The sequence below is a fragment of the Streptomyces viridosporus genome (assembly GCF_002078235.1).
Classification (GTDB): Bacteria; Actinomycetota; Actinomycetes; order Streptomycetales; family Streptomycetaceae; genus Streptomyces; species Streptomyces viridosporus.
The window spans coordinates 1-16,587 of record NZ_MSGP01000286.1; the positions used below are offsets into that span (position 1 = coordinate 1).

Consider the following 16,587-nt stretch of genomic DNA (forward strand, 5'->3'; position numbering starts at 1 on the left):
ACGCGGGCGCCCGCTTCGGCGCCTTCCACCGCGGCCGCCGGTCCGCGGGCGCGGCCGCCGCCGGGCCGGACGCCGGCCCGGCGACCGCTCCGTAGGCCCGTCCCATCGCGTACCCGCAGGGCGTCCGGGGCACCGGCGCCCGCCCCCGCTCGAGTTCGTGAGATTGGAGAAACGGGCGGTGACCGGCCGGTCCGGCGCCACCGTCCCGACAGCCACCATGCAGACCACCGACAACAGCCTCACCTGGCTTCTGCAGAATCTCCTGGAGCGCACCCCCGGCACCCGGCACGCGCTGGTGCTGTCCCGGGACGGTCTCAAGCTGTGCTGGACCGAGCACCTGACGCTCGACCAGGCCGACCAACTGGCGGCGATCTGCTCGGGGATCCAGGCACTCGCCCAGGGCGCCTCCGTCGAGTTCGGCGACGGGACCGGCGGGGTGCGCCACTCCATGACCGAGTTCCACGGCGGCCTGCTGTTCGTCGTGGAGGCCGGTGAGGGGGCGCACCTGGCGGCCCTCGCGAACGAGAACGCCGACCCCGGTGTGGTGGGGCACCAGATGACGGAGCTGGTCGAGCAGATCGGGGAGCACCTGCGGGCCGAGCCCCGACGGCCCGCCCGGGAAAGCGCCGCGTCGTGACGCGCGGGCCCGTGGACACCGGCGCCCCCGACCGGCTCTACCTGGTCACCAACGGGCGCAGCCGTGCCGACGACTCGTTCGACCTGGTCACCCTCGTGGTCAGCGAGTGCGAGCCCGCCTCCGGGATGCAGTCGGAGCACGCCCGGATCCTCGATCTGTGCCGCCGTCCGACGGCCGTGGTCGAGATCGCCGCGGAGCTGGGCCTGCCGATCACGGTGGTGCGGATCCTGCTCGGCGACCTGCTCGCCACGGGCCGCATCACCGCCCGTCACCCGCGCGCGGCGGAGTCCGTCGCCTCGCTGCCCGATTCCGTCCTTCTCCAGGAGGTGCTCCATGGGCTCCGCAACCTCTGAGCTCCCCTCCCACCGCACGCCCCTGTCCGACACCGCCGAGACCGGCCTGAAGATCGTGGTCGTGGGCGGTTTCGGAGTCGGCAAGACCACTCTGGTCCGCTCGGTCAGCGAGATCCGGCCGCTGAACACCGAGGAGGTGATGACGCAGGCCGGAGTGGGCGTGGACGAGCCGGGCGGGGTGACGACGAAGACCACCACGACGGTGGCGTTCGACTTCGGGCGGATCAGCCTCGACGAACGCATGGTGCTCTACCTGTTCGGCGCTCCGGGGCAGGGGCGTTTCTGGTTCCTGTGGGACCGGCTGTTCTCCGGCACGCTCGGCGCGGTCGTCCTCGTCGACACCCGGCGGATGGACGACTCCTGGTACGCGATCGACCGGCTCGAACACCACCGGACACCGTTCGTGGTCGCCGTGAACCGGTTCGAGGACGACACGAGCCGCCACTCCCTGGACGAGATACGGCAGGCGCTCGCGCTGCCCGGGCACGTGCCGCTGATCGACTGCGACGCGCGGCTGCGGCGGTCCGGCAAGAACGTACTGATCACCCTCGTGGACCACCTCCGCGCACTGGCCATGGCCCGGGAGACGACACCGTGACCGACACCGGATCCTTCGCCCGTCCGGCCCCGCCGGGCTGCCCCGCCCCCACGGACGCGGTGCGCCTGGCCGGGCTGGAGTACCAGCGGACGCCGTCGCAGCTGTACCGCGCGCTGCGCCGGGAGCACGGCCCGGTCGCCCCCGTGCTGCTCGACGGGGACGTTCCGGCCTGGCTGGTGCTGGGCTACCCGGAGGTCACCTACGTGACCCGGCACGACGAACTGTTCGCGCGGGACTCGCGGCGCTGGAACCAGTGGCCGAACATCCCACCGGACTGGCCGCTGCTGCCGTACGTGGGGTACCAGCCGTCGGTCCTGTTCACGGAGGGCGACGAGCACCGGCGGCGGGCCGGGGTGATCACGCTGGCGCTGGACGGCGTCGACCAGTTCGAGCTGGGCCGGGACTGCCGGCGGATCGCCGACCGGCTCATCTCTGGGTTCGCGGGGAGCGGGCAGGCGGAACTGATGGGCCAGTACGCGCACGCCGTGCCGGCGCGTGCCGCCGTGCAGATGTGCGGGATGCCGCTCGACGCCGCCGACACCCAGCGGCTCGTGGACGACCTGCGCATCTCGCTGGACGCGGCGGAGGGCGACGACCCGGTCGCCGCGTACGGGCGGGTGGGTGAGCGTCTGACGCGGCTGGTGAAGGAGAAGCGGGAGCTGCCGGGCCCGGACGTCACCTCGCGGATGCTGCTGCACCCGGCGGAACTCACCGACGAGGAGGTCGTCCAGGACCTGATCTCGGTGATCGCCGCCGCCCAGCAGCCCACGGCGAACTGGATCTGCAACACGCTGAGGCTGCTGCTCACCGACGAGCGGTTCGCGCTGAGCGTCTCGGGCGGGCGGCTCAGCGTGGCCGAGGCGCTGAACGAGGTGCTGTGGCTGGCCACGCCGACGCAGAACTTCATCGGCCGGTGGGCGGTGCGGGACACGCAGCTCGGCGGGCGGCGGATCCGGGCGGGCGACTGCCTGGTGCTGGGGCTGGCGGCGGCCAACACGGATCCGCAGATCTGGCCCGAGGGGCACGTCGGTGCCGAGAACTCCGCGCACCTGTCGTTCAGCAACGGGGAGCACCGCTGCCCCTATCCGGCCCCGCTGCTGGCCGACGTGATGGCGCGCACCGCCGTCGAGACACTGCTGGAGCGGCTGCCGGACCTGGTGCTGGCGGTGGAGCCGGACGAACTGACCTGGCGTCCGTCGATCTGGATGCGCGGACTGACGGCGCTGCCGGTGGAGTTCACCCCGGTGGTGCAGTAGCGGGCGCACGGGCCCCGTGGGCCGGGGCCCGTGCCCGTCGCTCCCGGGGGCTCAGTCCGTGACCGGGGTGAACCGCACCGGCAGGGACTGCGGTCCCCGGGTGAAGACGCCCTTCTCGACGGGGTCGAAGCCCTCGGCGAGCCGTAGGTCGGGCATGGCGTCGAGGAGTTGGTTCACGCCGGTCTCGACCTCGGCCTTGGCGAGCAGGGCCCCCACGCAGAAGTGCCGACCGAGCGCGAAGGCGAGGTGGTCGGCGGCGGCCGAGAAGGCGGTCGTGGTGGTGAGGTCGTCGCGGAAGACGTCGAAGCGGTCCGGGTCGCGGTAGCGGCTCCCGTCGCGGTTGGCGGCGCCGATCAGGCAGGTGACGGTGGCACCGGCGGGTACGGTGCCACCGCTGAGGGTGACCTCGGTGGCCGACTGGCGCATGATCATGTGGACGGGCGGGGTGTAGCGCAGCGTCTCGGCGAACGCGGCGGGTATGAGGCCGCGGTCCTCGCGGACGGCGGCGAGCTGCTCGGGGTGCAGCAGCAGGTTGGCGAAGATGCCGGCGATGGCCTTGTCGGTGGTCTCGCCGCCGGCGGCGAGCAGCAGACTGCAGAACGCCTTGACGTCCTCGTCGCTCATCGACACGCCGTCGATCTCGGCGGCGCACAGCGTGGACAGCAGGTCGTCACCGGGGTGTTCGCGGCGGTGCCGGATGACCGGCAGCATGTACTCGGCGAACTCCACCCGGGTCCGCTCCCCCGCCGCGGCCACCTCCGGGTCTGCGGAGAGGTTGCCGAGGAAGGCGATGACGGAGGTGTACCAGCGGTGGAAGCGGGGGTGGTCGGTCTTGTCCAGGCCCAGCATGTCGGCGATCACGTTCACCGGGAACCGGGTCGCGTAGTCGGTGACCAGGTCGGCGGAGCCGGTGTGCCGGAAGGCGTCGATGAGTTCCCGGGAGTTGCGCTCGATGAGGGGCAGGAACTTCTCCCGCAGGTCGCTGCCGCGGAAGGCGGGGGCGACGAGGGCGCGGCGCACGGCGTGTTCGCGCCCGCTGAGCTGGAGGATCGTCCTGCCGTGCACCGGCTCGAGCTGCCAGTCGTAGTTGTCGGTGGTGAACTGGTCGTCCTTGTCCTTGAAGACGCGCTCCACGTCCTCGTAGCGCGAGACGATGTAGCTCCGGGTGGCCTCGTGCCAGAGGAGGGGCGCGCTGTCGCGCATCACGCGGTAGGCGGGATAGGGGTCCGCGGCGAACTCGGGCGAGAGGATGTCGGTCACCTGCTGCGCGGTGGGCATGAGGCTCCCTCGGTTCATCAAATGATGTACCGGGCAAGGGTATTGACCCTTCACCGGCCGGAACAGACCTGCTCCGGCACCGGCCGGGTGCGGGGCGGTCGTTGGCCGGAAAGCGTCGGGCGGGAGCCCTGCCCGACGCTCCCCCTGGTGCGGTGGCGCCGCCCGGGCGGGCGGCGCCACCGCACCGGGGATCAGACCGCGGAGCGGAAGGCGGGCAGGTAGCCGCCCGATTGGCCGGTGGCCTTCGGGTGGTAGGAGTTGCTGATGTTGAGCCAGTCCACGCTGTGCAGCCACGCGTCGCCCGAGCAGATCTCGTGCCCGGTGAACTCGTCCACCACGCTGGAGAAGGTGAACCCGGCGTTGGCCGCCCGCTTCGCGAGCACCCCGTTCAGCACGTCCGAGGCGTTGTTGATCGCGCCGCGCTCGGTCTCGGTGAGTCCGGCGATGCAGTTGCCCGAGAGCTTGTAGAAGCGCGGGTACCCCAGCACCACCACACGCGCCTGCGGGGAGCGGGAGCGGATGCCGGCGTACAGCGAGTCGAGCTTGCCCGGGAGGGAGTTCTGCATCTGCGAGACGGCGGTGTTGACGCGGCTGACGCAGGTGGCCTCGCTCTGCAGCACACAGGTCTGCATGACGTCCGCGAAGCCGACGTCGTTCCCGCCCGCCGTGACGCTGACGAGCGTGGTCGACGAGGAGAGCGCGCCCAGTTGGCCGCTGGCCACGCTCGCCGTCGTCGCGCCCGAGCAGGCGACGAATCTGAACGAGGACGGGGAGTTGGCGGTGGCCCAGAGCGACGGGTACGCCTTGGTGCTGCGCTTGCAGGTGCCGCTCTCGGAGGTGTAGCTCCCCGCGCCCACTCCGGAGGAGTAGGAGTCGCCGAGAGCCACGTAGTTGTCGCCGGCGGCCGAAGCCGGCTGTGCCAGACCGAACACGGCTGCGGCGCCCATGGCGAGGGTCGCCATGGTTGCCCGAACAGAACGCACTGACACGACGGTCCGCCCTTCGAAGGTGGGGATCGCGGGAGTGGTTAAACGTGCAACCATGCTTGTAGCAGGCCCTGATACCCCTCGGTAACTCCCTGGAGAAAAGCCGCCCGTAATGCCCGAATGATCGTTCGGTGAAGTGAGCTCCGCGCGTAGACAAACCTTCAATCGGCGCTCGGGGAAGTGAGATTCAAGACTCCTCCGCGCCCCCGTCCCCCGCGCCGGGCGGGCACCCCGCTCGCCCTCCCGGCGTCCGGAACGAGGGCGCCGTGGCCCCCCTCAGCCCTCGTCGTCCCGCCCGGTCCCCGGGCCCTCCCCCGGTGCCGATTGCGGTGCCGATTGCGGAACGTGACGGTCCGTCGGGCCGACCAGGAGGCGGCGGGGGTCGGCCGCCCGGGTGATGGCCGACTCGACGGCGGCGATGCGGTCGCCGAGGAGGGCGAGGGCGGCCACCGCGCGGGCCAGGGCGTCCTGGCCCGCGCCGCCCGGGGCCCGGGTGCGGACGTGGGCGGCCTTCACCTCGGCCCACCGGTCGGCCCGGTCGCCGGTGAGCGTGCCGCGCAGCTCGGCGAGCTTCAGCAGGCTCGCCTCGGCGCCGGTGGTGAGGGTCTGCGCCTCGGCCGCGTAGTGGTCCTCGACGACGGCGGCGAGTTCGGCGTCGTTCATCACGGGCTGGATCCGCTGGGCGATCTTGTTCATGTTGCGGTAGGAGCCCTGGAGCCGGAACGGCGGCTCGGCGCGCGCGTCGTCGGACTGGGCGGCGGAGGCGATGTAGGCCGCGTTGACCGCGAGGACCGTCCGGCGGGCGGTGAGCAGATGGCGCAGCACGGCCAGGATCCGGTCCAGCTCGGTGGGGGCGTAGGGGTGGACGAGCCGGTCGGGGCGGGCCGTGGGGTCGCCCTCGGCGAGGCGGATCAGCAGGTCGAGGTCGGCGCGGTCGCGGCCGGCGAGCGGGGCGAGCACCGGGTTGGCGGTGAGCGCGTTCTCCAGGAAGCTGAGCGCGAAGACGTCCTCCTTGCCGGTGAGGACGTCGCCGAGGTTCCACACGTCGGCGCGGTTGGCCAGCATGTCGGGCACCCGGAACGCCTCGCCCGACTCGGTGTAGGGGTTGCCGGCCATGCAGACGGCGAACCGCTTGCCCCGCAGGTCGTAGGTGCGCGGCTCGCCCTCCCACACGCCCTCCACCCGGCGTGTGGCGTCGCACAGCGGGATGAACTTCTGCAGCAGTTCGGGCGAGGTGTGCTGGATGTCGTCGAGGTACAGGAGGGTGTTGCTGCCGGCGGCCAGCGCGAAGTTGATCTTCTCGATCTCCTGGCGCGCGGTGGCGTTCGGCGCCTCGGCGGGGTCCAGCGAGGTGACGGTGTGACCGAGCGCCGGGCCGCTGATCTTCACCAGGATCAGGCCGAGCCGGTGGGCCACGTACTCCATCAGGGTCGTCTTGCCGTAGCCGGGCGGGGAGACGAGCAGCAGCAGGCCGCCGGTGCCGGTGCGGCCGGACTCGCCCGTGGTGCCGAGCTGCTTGGCGAGGCTGTCGCCGATCAGCGGCAGGTAGACCTCGTCGACCAGGCGGTTGCGGACGAACGACGACATCACCCGCGGCCGGTGGTCGTCCAGCCGCAGCCGCGTCCGCTCGGCGGTCACGAGGGCGGCGCGCCGGCGCTGGAAGGCGCGGAACGCGGGGACGTCCCGCTCCCTGAACTCCGCGGTGCGGGCGAGGAACTCGTCCAGCCGGAGGGTGAGGCGGCGGTCGGTGATCCGGGGGTGGGTGCCGAGCAGCCCCTCCGCGGTGGCGGTCAGCGGCGCGTCGGACGTGTGGCGGGGCAGGTCCGGGCAGAGCTCGGCGGCCACGGCCTCGGCGAGGTCGCCGTCGGTGACGGGGGCGCCGGTGGCGGCGGTGTACGCGGACAGCCAGGCCTCGACCAGCTGCCGGCGGGCCGCCAGGCCGTCGAGGGCGGGGAGGTCCTCGTCGTAGGCCCCGGTCGTGACCGCGCCGTGGAACGCGTCGAGCAGGGAGCGGACCCGGGCGCCGATGACGAAGCCCTCGGGGCCGGTGGTCAGCTCCTCGAAGAGGTACGCGGCGCAGGCCCGCGGCCGTACGGCGGTGGCGCCGTCCCACCGCTCGACGGCCTCGGCGAGTTCCGTCCGCAGCGCGTCGAGCGCGGGCGGCGGACCGAAGGCGTCGCGGACCCGGGCCAGGGAGCGGGCGCGGCGGGTGAGGTCGGCGCGTTCCTCGGCCGTGGTGCCGTGCGCCCAGTACAGCAGGGCGTGGGCGCGGGCGGCGGGCTCGTGGCGCAGGGGCCCGGCGCCGTCGTACAGGGGCAGCAGGGCCTGGAGGATCACGGTGGCGTCGTGGTCGTGGACGCCCCGCTCGTGCCCCTCGTCGTACGCCTCCTCGGCGGCCCGGCGGACCAGCGCGGCGAGGTCGTCGGCGCCGGCCAGGGCGTCGGCGCCGTGCTCGTGCAGCAGCCGGGCGGCGAGGTGCTCGGCGCGGTAGACCTCGGGCGACTCGGACGGCAGGTGCCGGCTGCCCAGGGGGCGGTCGGCGAGGAGGGCGGGGTCGGTGACGGGGGCGCGGTAGTCCGTGCCGGTGAGGGCGAGGGCGAGGCCGTCGCCGTGCGGGACGACGGTGAGGTCGACGGGCTGGGTGCTGACGGCGAAGCGGTGGCCGCCGAGGCGGATGGTGCGGCCGCCGTCCGCGTAGAGGTCGGTGCGGTCGCGCAGAGCGCGGGTGGCTTCCTGCCGGGCGGAGCGCAGCCGCCCATCGAGTTCCTCGGCCCGCACGCGGTCGCCGAGTCCGCGCAGTTCGTCCGCGGTGCGGCGGACCTTGGTGACGAGCGGGTCGGAGGCGAAGTAGGTGCTCACCGCGTCGGTGTCGGCGAGCGCGGCACAGCGCCGGGTGATCGTCTCCAGCACGCGGTCGGCGGCGGACGCGAGCTGTTCGGCGCGACGGGCGCGGGCGTCGGTGAGGCTCTGCTTGCGCGCGGAGAACGCCTCGTAGATCTCGGTGCGCCGGTCCGCGAGTTCGCCGAGGACGTCGTCGAACTCGGCGAACCGGGACTCCAGCGTCTCCAGCTGGGTGAGCACGTGCGTCAGCCGCTCGTCGCAGGCCTCGGGGTCGTCCGCCGCCGCGAGCGCGCCGGTGACCGTCTGGCCGAGCAGGGCGAGTTCGGCGGCGAACCCGGCACGCGCCTCCCGGTCGAGGAGTCCGCGGCGGCGGGCGTCGAGGGTGGCGCGGGCGCGGTTGACGCCGCCCAGGGCCTCGGCGACCCGTTCCAGGACCGCGGTGCGGACGGTGGCGTCGCCGATGTCGAGGCCGGCGACGACCTCGGTCACCGTGCGCAGTCCGTCGGCGAGTTCCTCCAGGCGGGCGGTGACCGGGCCGGCCTCGGCGGCGGTGGTGATCGACTCGGCGTCGGCGACGAGCCGTTCCACGTCGGCGTGGTGCCGGGCGAAGGCGTCCTCCCGGGCCAGGAAGGCGACCGCGCGCTGGCCGAAGGAGGCGAGGTCCGTCTCGGCCCGGGCGGCCAGGTCGTCGATGCGGGCGCGGTCCGCGTACCGCATGTCCTTCAGGGTCAGCAAGTGGCCCTGGGCGTGGCGCAGTTCGGTCAGGCCCGTGACCCAGGCGGTGGCCTCGCGGGGCTGCTCGCCGCGCAGCCGGCGCACCACCGAGGCGATCCGGTCCGCCGCCTCCTCCAGCGCGTCGGCGGCCCGACGGGTGAGGTCCCGCACGGTCGCGAACTCGGCCAGCACCTGCTCGGCGGTGTCCCGCACCTGCTCCAAGGGGGTGCGCAGGTCGCCGAGTTCGTCCTCGCCCAGCCAGTGGTGGGTGTCCAGGGCGCGAACGCAGGCGGCCACCAGGGCCGCGTACACCTCGGCGGTGGGGGTGGTCTCGGTGACGGAGCGGGCCAGCGACAGGCAGTCGGAGACGCCCCGTACGAGGTCGGCGTTGCCGACCCGGGCCAGCGCGCTCCCGTCGGCGGGCAGGGCGGCGGCGTGGGTGTCGGAGACGTAGGGCGAGCGCCACAGCTGGAGGGGGTGGACGCGGGCGGGTTCGTCGCCGTCGGGCCGCAGCAGGGCGAGCAGTCCGTCGTCGAACAGCGCCCAGCCGTGGCAGGTCAGCGGAGTGGCGACCGCCTCGCGGATCAGGTTGTACGACAGCAGCAGTCCGCGTCCGCGCTCGGGCGCGTGGAACGCGTACAGCACGTCCTCGCCGTACGGCGAGCGCACCTCGCGCTCGAACTCCATGCCGTCCGTGTCGAGTTCGTACGTCTTGTGGGGGCCGGCGGCCAGGCAGTAGCCGCCGGGGAACACGATGCCCTGGTCCTCGGGGAGCCGGCGGCAGCCCTGTCCGATGCCGTCGAGGCGGACGACGGACCGGGTGAGGGTGTGGAAGACCAGGTAGCGGTGGGCGGTCTCCTTGTAGGGCAGGATCCGCAGCAGGATCAGGGGGCCGACGCGCGCGTGGGCGATCTCGGCGTCGGCGAGGGACTGCAGGGGCTCGTCGACCGGTTCGGTGTGGATGCCCTCGGCGGTGCCGGTGTCGTTCTCGGTCTTGACGGTGAGGGTGCCGCCGAGGGTGTCGACGAAGACCTCGCCCTGGACCGAGACGTGCGGGTGGCGGCCGAGGACGTGGTCCTCGCGGGTGGTGGGCGTCCAGTCGATGTCGTCCGGCGGGGTGGCCGCGTGATCGCGGTCGCCGCGCGCGTCCAGGAACGCGGCCCGGCCGTCCTCGGACACCGACCAGCGCAGGACGCGGATGTCGCCGGCCTTCTCGCCGGTCTGGAAGACGGCGAGCAGCTTGCCGTCGACCCGGCGCAGCCGCAGCAGGCGTGCCTGGCGGTAGTAGCGGTGCAGGGCGGCGAACTCGCGCAGGAAGGCGGGGTCGTCGAGCAGTCCGGGCACGGCGTCGTCGGGCAGCCGGTTCAGGTCGCGGTCGTGCGGCACGAGGACGTCGCCGACCGCGGTCTCCCCCTCCGGCCGGGGCCGGGCGCCGTAGCCGAAGAGGAGCACGTCGCCCACGGCCACGACGTCGCGGGGCACCCCGGTGCGGTCGGTGCGCAGCCGCTCGGTGCCGGTGAGGCGCAGTTCCGGGGCACCGAACTCATCGGCCCGGCGGCGGTTCAGCGCCTCGGCGCGGCGGGCGAGTTCCGCGGCCCGGTCGGCGAGGCGGTCGCGCAGCACCTGGTAGGTGCCGGCGTCGACCGTCCCATGGCCGCCGCCGGCGTCGGACGTGCCGTGGAGGTCGCCGGCGCCGGGCGTCTCGCGCGGGGCCGTGTCGGCGGTCTCGTGGATGCCGGTGGTCATGGCTGCCTCTCGGGAAGGAGCGGCCGGGAGCCGCCGTCCCCTGCGCGACGGCTCCCGACCAGGAGGTGGTCAGTCGTGGGCACCCGTGGCCATGGCGGCCGCTCGGGAAGGAACGGCCGGGAGCCGCCGTCCCCTGCGCGACGGCTCCCGACCAGGAGGTGGTCAGGTCCTGGGGTGGCCGTTCAACGCGGCCAGCGGAGTATCCGCGAGACCCAACTCACCGGCCTTCTCGATCAGTTGCTGCAACCGATCGCTGTTGTCGGCGCCCGTGTTCATCAGCTTCATCAGCAGGGCGGACACCGTGAGGTTCTGCAGGTCGGCCGTGGAGACGGAGCCCAGGATCCGGCTCAGGTCGTCGGTGAAGCTCGCCGAGCCGTCCAGCCAGGGACCGGCGAGGGCCCGGGCGGTCTCGGAGCTCTGGACGAAGCCGTCCACGCCCTTGCCGAGCGCGATCGAGGACACCAGCCGGTCGAGGAAGACGGACTCCCCGCCGACGATGTTGATGTCCGCGTTCTCCAGCCCGGTCGCCAGGACCGTGGCCTGCGCCTCGGCGACCTGCCGCTGCACCTCCAGTCCGGCGAGCCGGACGTCCTTCTCCGCCTCCAGGCGCAGCCGGTACTCCTCGTGGCCGCGGGACGCCTCGTCGAGGGCGGCCATCGCCGCCGCCTTCTCGGTGAGGCCGGCCGCCTCCGCCCGGAGCCTTCCGCCGATCGCCTCGGCCTCGGCCAGCGCCTTGGCCCGCGCCCCCTCGGCCTCGGCGCGCATCCGGGCCTCGGCGGCCTCGGCCTCGGCACGGCCCGCCTTCTCGATGACGTCGGCCTCCTTGTCGCGGACCTGGACGGCGGCCAGCCCTTCGGCCGCGGCCTCCGCCTGGACGCCCTCGGCCATCCGCAGCTTGGCCCGTGCCTCCAGGTCGGCGGTCTTCAACCGGGCCTCGGCGAGGGTGAGTTCCTCGGCCGCGCGGTGCGCGGCGGCCTGCTCGGCGGCCTCGGCGGCCTTGATGTCCTTGACGAGCTTCTCCTGCGCCTCGGCCTCCGCGGCGATGACCACGGCCTGGCGCTGCCGCTCCGCCTCCTCCACGGCCCGCAGCTTCAGGATCGACTCCTCCTGCTCGGCGACCGTGCGGTCCACCGCGACCCGCTCCCGGATGACCTCGGCGATCTCCCGCCGCTCCACCTCGAGTTCCTTCTCGGCGGCGATCCGGGTCAGTTCGGTCTCCCGGTCCCGGGCGATGACCTCCAGCAGGCGGTCCTTCTCGATGCGCTCGCTCTCGACGGCGATGACCCGCTCGCGGTTCTTGGCGGCGACGGCGACCTCACGGGCCTGGTTCTCCCGCTGCACGCCGAGCTGCTCCTCGGTGCGCAGGAAGGCGCTCTGCGCGCGCAGCCGCTCCTCCTCCACCACCCGCGCGGTCTCGGCCTCCTCGCGGGCCCGCACGGTCTCGATCTCCCGGCGCTGCTTGATCTCGGCGTCGGCCTGCCGGCGCTCCAGCTCCAGGATCGCCTCGCGCGCGTCGACGTTCTGCCGGGTGATCTCCTTCTCCTCGCCGCGCTGGGCCTCGTTGGTGCGGATGTGCTCCACGGCCGTCAGCTCGGTGATCTTGCGGATGCCCTGCGCGTCCAGGACGTTGCCCGGGTCGAGCTGGGTCAGCGGCGTCTGCTCCAGGTAGTCGATCGCGGCGTCCTCGAGGTGGTAGCCGTTCAGGTCGACGCCGATGACCTCGATGATCCGGTACCGCAGTTCCTCGCGCTTGGTGTACAGGTCGGTGAAGTCCATCTGCTTGCCGACGGTCTTCAGCGCCTCGGAGAACTTGGCGTGGAACAGCTCCTGCAGCGTGTTCCGGTCGCTGGCCCGCGCGGTGCCGACGGCCTGGGCGACCTTGATGACGTCCTCCACGGTCTTGCTGACCTTGACGAAGAACGTGATGCGGATGTCCGCGCGGATGTTGTCCCGGCAGATCAGGCCTTCCTTGCCGGCCCGGGTGATCTCGATGGTCTTCACCGAGATGTCCATCACCTCGGCCTTGTGCAGCACCGGCAGCACGACCTGCCCGGTGAAGGAGACGTCGACCTTCCGCGTCTTGGAGACGATCAGCGCCTTGCCCTGTTCCACCTTGCGGAACAGCTTGGAGAAGGCGAACAGCACGACGAGTACGAGCAGCAGGCAGACGCCGACGAACACGGCGATGCCCACGGTGGCGGCATCCATGGGACACGTCCTTCAGGACTGATGGCTGGTCAGAAGCGGTTGGTGACGAGCCGGAACGGACAAGGACGGAAAAGACCGGAAAGGAACAGGAAGGAAAAGTAAGGAAAGGGACAAAGCAGGAAGGAAGGGGAAGGAACGGGCGGGTGTCGGTGCCGGCGCCCCGGGGCGCACATGGGGGACGAGGACGTCCCGCCGCGGGGTTCCGCCTCAGGCGGCGCGGTCGTGCGGTACGCGCGGGCGGGACCGCTCGGCCCCGTCACGGAGCGGGCGCGGTGCACCGTCCCGGTCCTCGCCGAGCGCGCGGACGGACCGGGACGGGCCGGGTTCGTCCGGGAAGAGACGGTGCAGCGGCCGTACGAACAGGCAGGTGAGCCGCCAGGAGACGAGCAGCGCGCCGCACGCGACGAGGGGGCGCAGCAGTCCGGCGGGTCCCTCCGGGACGGCCGCGGCCAGCAGGACGCCCGTGCCGGTGGCGAGGAGCCAGGCGAAGACCGTCAGCAGCGAGAACGCGACCGCGACCGGGACCCCGCCCATCCCGAGGGCGTCGAGATCCGCGTCGGAGTCGAAACTGCGGCTGCCGGCGAGACCGGCGGCCACCAGCAGCCAGAAGCAGATCACCACGACGAGGGCGGCGGTGAACAGGAGGGTGGGCAGGCCCGCGGCGGCTTCCACGAACGTACGCATTCCGACCCCCTGTTCCGCCCGCTGCTGACTGCCGGCTTTTCGGCGGCAGCACTGCTCCCCTCCGGTTCCGGCACGGATACCTGCCGGTGCCCGGCACCAAGACCTTGCGCAGTGCTGCCCGCGGTCCATCCTGCCGCATCGGAATCCGTCAGCGCATTGCCGGATTCCGGCAACGTTCCATAGGATCTCCATGCCGACGACGCGCTAAGAGAGCGTCAAAATCGAGGGGGATGGCGTGACAGAACGGGAGATCCCGGAGGAGTATCTGAACGGCTATGCCCACATTCTGACCGAGGTCGCGGCCACGGGCAGACGCCTCACCCGGGACGAGATCGCCTCCCGACGGGCCCTGGGCGAACGGGCCGCGGAGGCGGGCTTCGGCCTGCGCGCCCTGGTCAGGGTGCACCTGTCCGCCGCGCGCGAGGCGTGGCCCCGCGGTTCCGACTCGGCCGACGGTGCGCTCGCGGCCGTACAACAGGTGGTGGACGCCTTCGCCGAGGGCTATGAGCGGGCGCAGCGCCTGGCGGTGCGTCAGGAGGAGGCGGCCCGACGGGAGTTCATCGACGACCTGCTCTACGGCCGCAGCGATCTGGGACGGCTCGCCGAGCGGGCCGAGCGCTTCGGGCTGCGGCTGTCCCACGAGCACGCGGTGGCCGTCGCCCGGGGGGCCGTCCCCTACGAGGAGGGCGACCCGGTGCCCCGGCAGGTGGAGCGCTCCCTCTTCTCCCGGTTCGGCAACCGCAGCATCCTGCTCACCACCAAGGACGGGCGGCTGCTGTGCATCGCCCCCGGGTACCAGGAGGACGTCCTCCTCCACTTCGCCAAGCAGGCGCACGCCGCCACCGACGGCGGACAGGTCGCCGTCGGCCGTCCGCGGTCCGGGCCCGGCGGGGTCGTCCACTCCTACGAGGAGGCGCTGAACATCCTGGAGATCGCCGAGCGGCTGGAGCTGGACGATCCGGTGCTGCGCGCCGCCGATCTGCTCGTCTACCCCGTCCTGGCCCGCGACCGCCAGGCCATGGCCGACCTGGTCCGCAACACCCTGGGCCCGCTCACCACGGCCCGCGGGGGCGCCGAGCCCCTCCTCGACACGCTCACCGCGTACTTCGACTCCGGCTGCGTCTCCGCGGAGGCGGCCCGCCGCCTCTCCCTGAGCGTGCGCGCCCTGACCTACCGCCTGGAGCGCATCCACCGACTCACCGGCGCCAACCCCTCGGACCCGTCCCACCGTTACATGCTCCAGACGGCGGTGATCGGCGCACGCCTGCTGGAGTGGCCGGCGAACGAGCTGTGAGGGAGGGCGTGTCCGGGGCGCGGTGACCGTGCCGCCGGGCAGCGGTCACCGCCCGGCGGTCCGCGCCCGGACGGGGCGGAGCCGGCGTCGAAGACCTTCCGGGCCCGGCGGAACTCCGGCACGGCCGGGCCCGGCGCCGGTCAGTCCTGGACCAGCGTGATGTCCTGGCGCTGCACCGCGTGGAAGGTCGGCACCAGGACGACGCCCGAGGGGGACATCTCCAGGATCGTGGCCTCGACCCGGGCCTCGCCGGCCTTCAGCGCGCCGCCGGGCACGTCGCCGGTGTTCTCCCAGCGGTGCTCCCGGCCGTCGCACACCGCCCGGGTGCCGCCGATGGAGTGGCTCTCCGCGGACGGGCTCTGCTGCACCGCGGAGCTGATGTAGGCCGACCCGGTGGCGTCGGTGCAGCGGTACGTGCCGGAGAGGGTGACGGAGTTGCCGGCGATCCGGCCCACGGAGTCCACCGTCACGGTCTCCGAGGGGGCGGCCGACGCCTCCGGGGGTGCCGCCGCGGCGGAGCCGAGCAGCAGCAGCGCGGCACCGGTCGCCGCGCCGAGGACAGGGGATGCGAACATGGGGAAACCTCCCGAAGTGAGCGGATTGAGGGGTTCCACCAGTACCGGGCGAGCGGGTCCGGGGCCGTCATCCTCACTCCTTCGGTGGCGAGTCCGCACCGGCCGTCGGGGAACCGTCCCGGGACGGTCCGGGATCCGTCACGTTTCCCTGCGGGCCGTTGCGATGAGTTCGCGACGCGGGCACGGTCCTACCTGTACGACCCCTTCGGATCGTCCACACCGATGTGGAGGTGCGCCATGTGTGCCCACCAGCCTTCCTGCCGACGGACCGACTCCCCCGCCCCGCACGTGGTGGCCGCCCACCCCGAGCAGGGCTGGAGCCTGCTCTGCGACGGTTCGATCGTCTTCGACGACACCGGCGAACTGCTCCCCGACGGCCGGGTGGTCGCCCCGCACCGGGCGCCCGCCGACCGCCTCGCGGTCGCCGCCTGACCCCGACCGCACGCCCCTCACCCCTCCGCGACGAACCACCGCAGCAGGGAGGCGAGGCGCTCCGGCCGGTCCTCGGCGATCAGCGTCCGGGTGTTGTTGATCTCCACCAGCCGGCCCCGCGGCAGCAGTTCGGCCAGGAGGCGGCCGTGTTCGCGGGGCATCATCCGGTCCTCGGTCGCCCAGACGACCAGCGCGGGCCGGTCGAAGTACCGCAGCCCCTGGGCAGCCTCGAGCAGTTCGGTCCGCCGGACGTGGGTCCCGTAGTGCCGGAAGTCCCGCCGGATCGCCGGGTCGGTGCGCAGGGGACGCAGCCAGCGGTCGACGATCTCGTCCGGCACGGGGCGCTTGGTGAGCGCCCCGAGGCCGACCGGCAGCCTGCGCAACGGTTTCAGGCCCAGCACGCGGACCATGAGCGGGATGCCGCCGGGCACCCCGCAGGCCGCGGCGATCATCCTGCCGGGCAGGCCCGGCGGGTAGTTGTCGAAGGCCTCGCAGGAGATCAGCACCAGCCGCGCCAGCCGCCGCGGATGCCGGGCCGCGACCGTCTGGGCGCGTCCGCAGTCGCTCTCGACGAGGGTGACGTCCCGCAGGTCCAGCCGTTCCAGGAACTCCGCGACCAGCTCGTTGACCAGGTCGGGCGTGGGCGGCCGGGTCATCGGCCTGCGGTGCGAGCCGTACGGCAGGGTCGGCGCGAGGAGCCGGTGGTCGGTCCGCAGCTCGGCGATCACCTTCCGCCAGACCGAGGCGTCGTGCACCAGCCCGTGCAGCAGGACGACGACCGGGCCCCCGCCCCCCGTGTCCTCGTACTCGACGGTGCCCGCGCTGAGCGTGATCTCCGGCATGGTGACAGGCTAGGGCGGCCCGCCCGTCAGGGCAGCAGCGCGCATCCGTCGAGCTCCACCAGCGCCCGTTCGTCCCACAGTCGGACCACCTCGACGACCGCCATCGCCGGGTAGTCGCGGCCCGCCAGCTCCCGCCACCGCCG

13 protein-coding genes and 1 pseudogene are annotated in these 16,587 nt (G+C 73.1%); 6 read left to right on the plus strand and 8 right to left on the minus strand.

Annotated elements, in window-relative coordinates; all coding sequences use genetic code 11:
• The first annotated feature begins 217 nt into the window (after window positions 1-217).
• The 4 genes from B7L92_RS20535 to B7L92_RS20550 are packed head-to-tail and all read left to right on the plus strand — an operon-like array spanning window position 218 to window position 2,844.
• Window positions 218-637 carry a roadblock/LC7 domain-containing protein gene (locus B7L92_RS20535; protein ID WP_107501551.1) on the plus strand — a complete coding sequence of 140 codons (420 nt, stop codon included), beginning with the start codon at window positions 218-220 and terminating at the stop codon, window positions 635-637.
• Window positions 634-990: a DUF742 domain-containing protein gene (locus tag B7L92_RS20540; RefSeq protein WP_081238973.1), complete on the plus strand. Its 357-nt coding sequence runs from the start codon at window positions 634-636 to the stop codon at window positions 988-990. Before B7L92_RS20535 ends, B7L92_RS20540 begins: the two co-directional genes overlap by 4 nt.
• On the plus strand, window positions 971-1,588 hold the full coding sequence (locus B7L92_RS20545; protein ID WP_081238974.1) for a GTP-binding protein: 618 nt from the start codon (window positions 971-973) through the stop codon (window positions 1,586-1,588). The genes B7L92_RS20540 and B7L92_RS20545 overlap by 20 nt, the downstream gene beginning before the upstream one ends.
• Window positions 1,585-2,844, plus strand: coding sequence for a cytochrome P450 (locus tag B7L92_RS20550; RefSeq protein ID WP_081238975.1), 1,260 nt, complete (start codon window positions 1,585-1,587; stop codon window positions 2,842-2,844). Before B7L92_RS20545 ends, B7L92_RS20550 begins: the two co-directional genes overlap by 4 nt.
• 51 nt (window positions 2,845-2,895) lie before the next feature.
• On the opposite strand, the gene B7L92_RS20555 is transcribed toward B7L92_RS20550, so the two are convergent.
• The 5 genes from B7L92_RS20555 to B7L92_RS20575 form a co-directional block, all read right to left on the minus strand.
• Window positions 2,896-4,122, minus strand: coding sequence for a cytochrome P450 (locus tag B7L92_RS20555; RefSeq protein ID WP_081238976.1), 1,227 nt, complete (start codon window positions 4,120-4,122; stop codon window positions 2,896-2,898).
• 191 nt (window positions 4,123-4,313) lie between these two features.
• Window positions 4,314-5,111, minus strand: a complete 798-nt coding sequence (locus tag B7L92_RS20560) for an SGNH/GDSL hydrolase family protein (RefSeq protein WP_081238977.1) — start codon at window positions 5,109-5,111, stop codon at window positions 4,314-4,316.
• A gap of 273 nt (window positions 5,112-5,384) precedes the next feature.
• Window positions 5,385-10,409 (minus strand): DNA repair ATPase, encoded by a 5,025-nt coding sequence (locus tag B7L92_RS20565; protein WP_107501550.1) that lies wholly within the window; start codon window positions 10,407-10,409, stop codon window positions 5,385-5,387.
• A gap of 162 nt (window positions 10,410-10,571) precedes the next feature.
• A complete protein-coding gene (locus B7L92_RS20570; protein WP_081238978.1) occupies window positions 10,572-12,617 on the minus strand; it encodes an SPFH domain-containing protein in 2,046 nt (681 codons plus the stop codon).
• A 207-nt stretch (window positions 12,618-12,824) separates the two neighbouring features.
• Window positions 12,825-13,301: a hypothetical protein gene (locus tag B7L92_RS20575; protein ID WP_081238979.1), complete on the minus strand. Its 477-nt coding sequence runs from the start codon at window positions 13,299-13,301 to the stop codon at window positions 12,825-12,827.
• A 235-nt stretch (window positions 13,302-13,536) separates the two neighbouring features.
• On the opposite strand from B7L92_RS20575, the gene B7L92_RS20580 reads away from it, so the two are divergent.
• Window positions 13,537-14,595 carry a PucR family transcriptional regulator gene (locus tag B7L92_RS20580; protein WP_081238980.1) on the plus strand — a complete coding sequence of 353 codons (1,059 nt, stop codon included), beginning with the start codon at window positions 13,537-13,539 and terminating at the stop codon, window positions 14,593-14,595.
• A gap of 140 nt (window positions 14,596-14,735) precedes the next feature.
• On the opposite strand, the gene B7L92_RS20585 is transcribed toward B7L92_RS20580, so the two are convergent.
• The gene (locus B7L92_RS20585; RefSeq protein ID WP_081238981.1) at window positions 14,736-15,170 is read right to left on the minus strand and encodes a DUF6299 family protein; all 435 of its coding nucleotides are present in this window, start codon (window positions 15,168-15,170) and stop codon (window positions 14,736-14,738) included.
• A gap of 237 nt (window positions 15,171-15,407) precedes the next feature.
• Here B7L92_RS20585 and B7L92_RS20590 point away from each other — a divergent pair, with 237 nt between their 5' ends.
• Window positions 15,408-15,602, plus strand: a complete 195-nt coding sequence (locus tag B7L92_RS20590; protein ID WP_026084806.1) for a DUF5999 family protein — start codon at window positions 15,408-15,410, stop codon at window positions 15,600-15,602.
• 17 nt (window positions 15,603-15,619) lie between these two features.
• Here B7L92_RS20590 and B7L92_RS20595 read toward each other — a convergent pair whose 3' ends face one another.
• Both B7L92_RS20595 and B7L92_RS42500 read right to left on the minus strand, forming a co-directional pair.
• Window positions 15,620-16,444 (minus strand): alpha/beta fold hydrolase, encoded by an 825-nt coding sequence (locus B7L92_RS20595; protein ID WP_081238982.1) that lies wholly within the window; start codon window positions 16,442-16,444, stop codon window positions 15,620-15,622.
• 26 nt (window positions 16,445-16,470) lie between these two features.
• A pseudogene (locus tag B7L92_RS42500) lies at window positions 16,471-16,587 on the minus strand (RidA family protein); the annotation flags it as partial.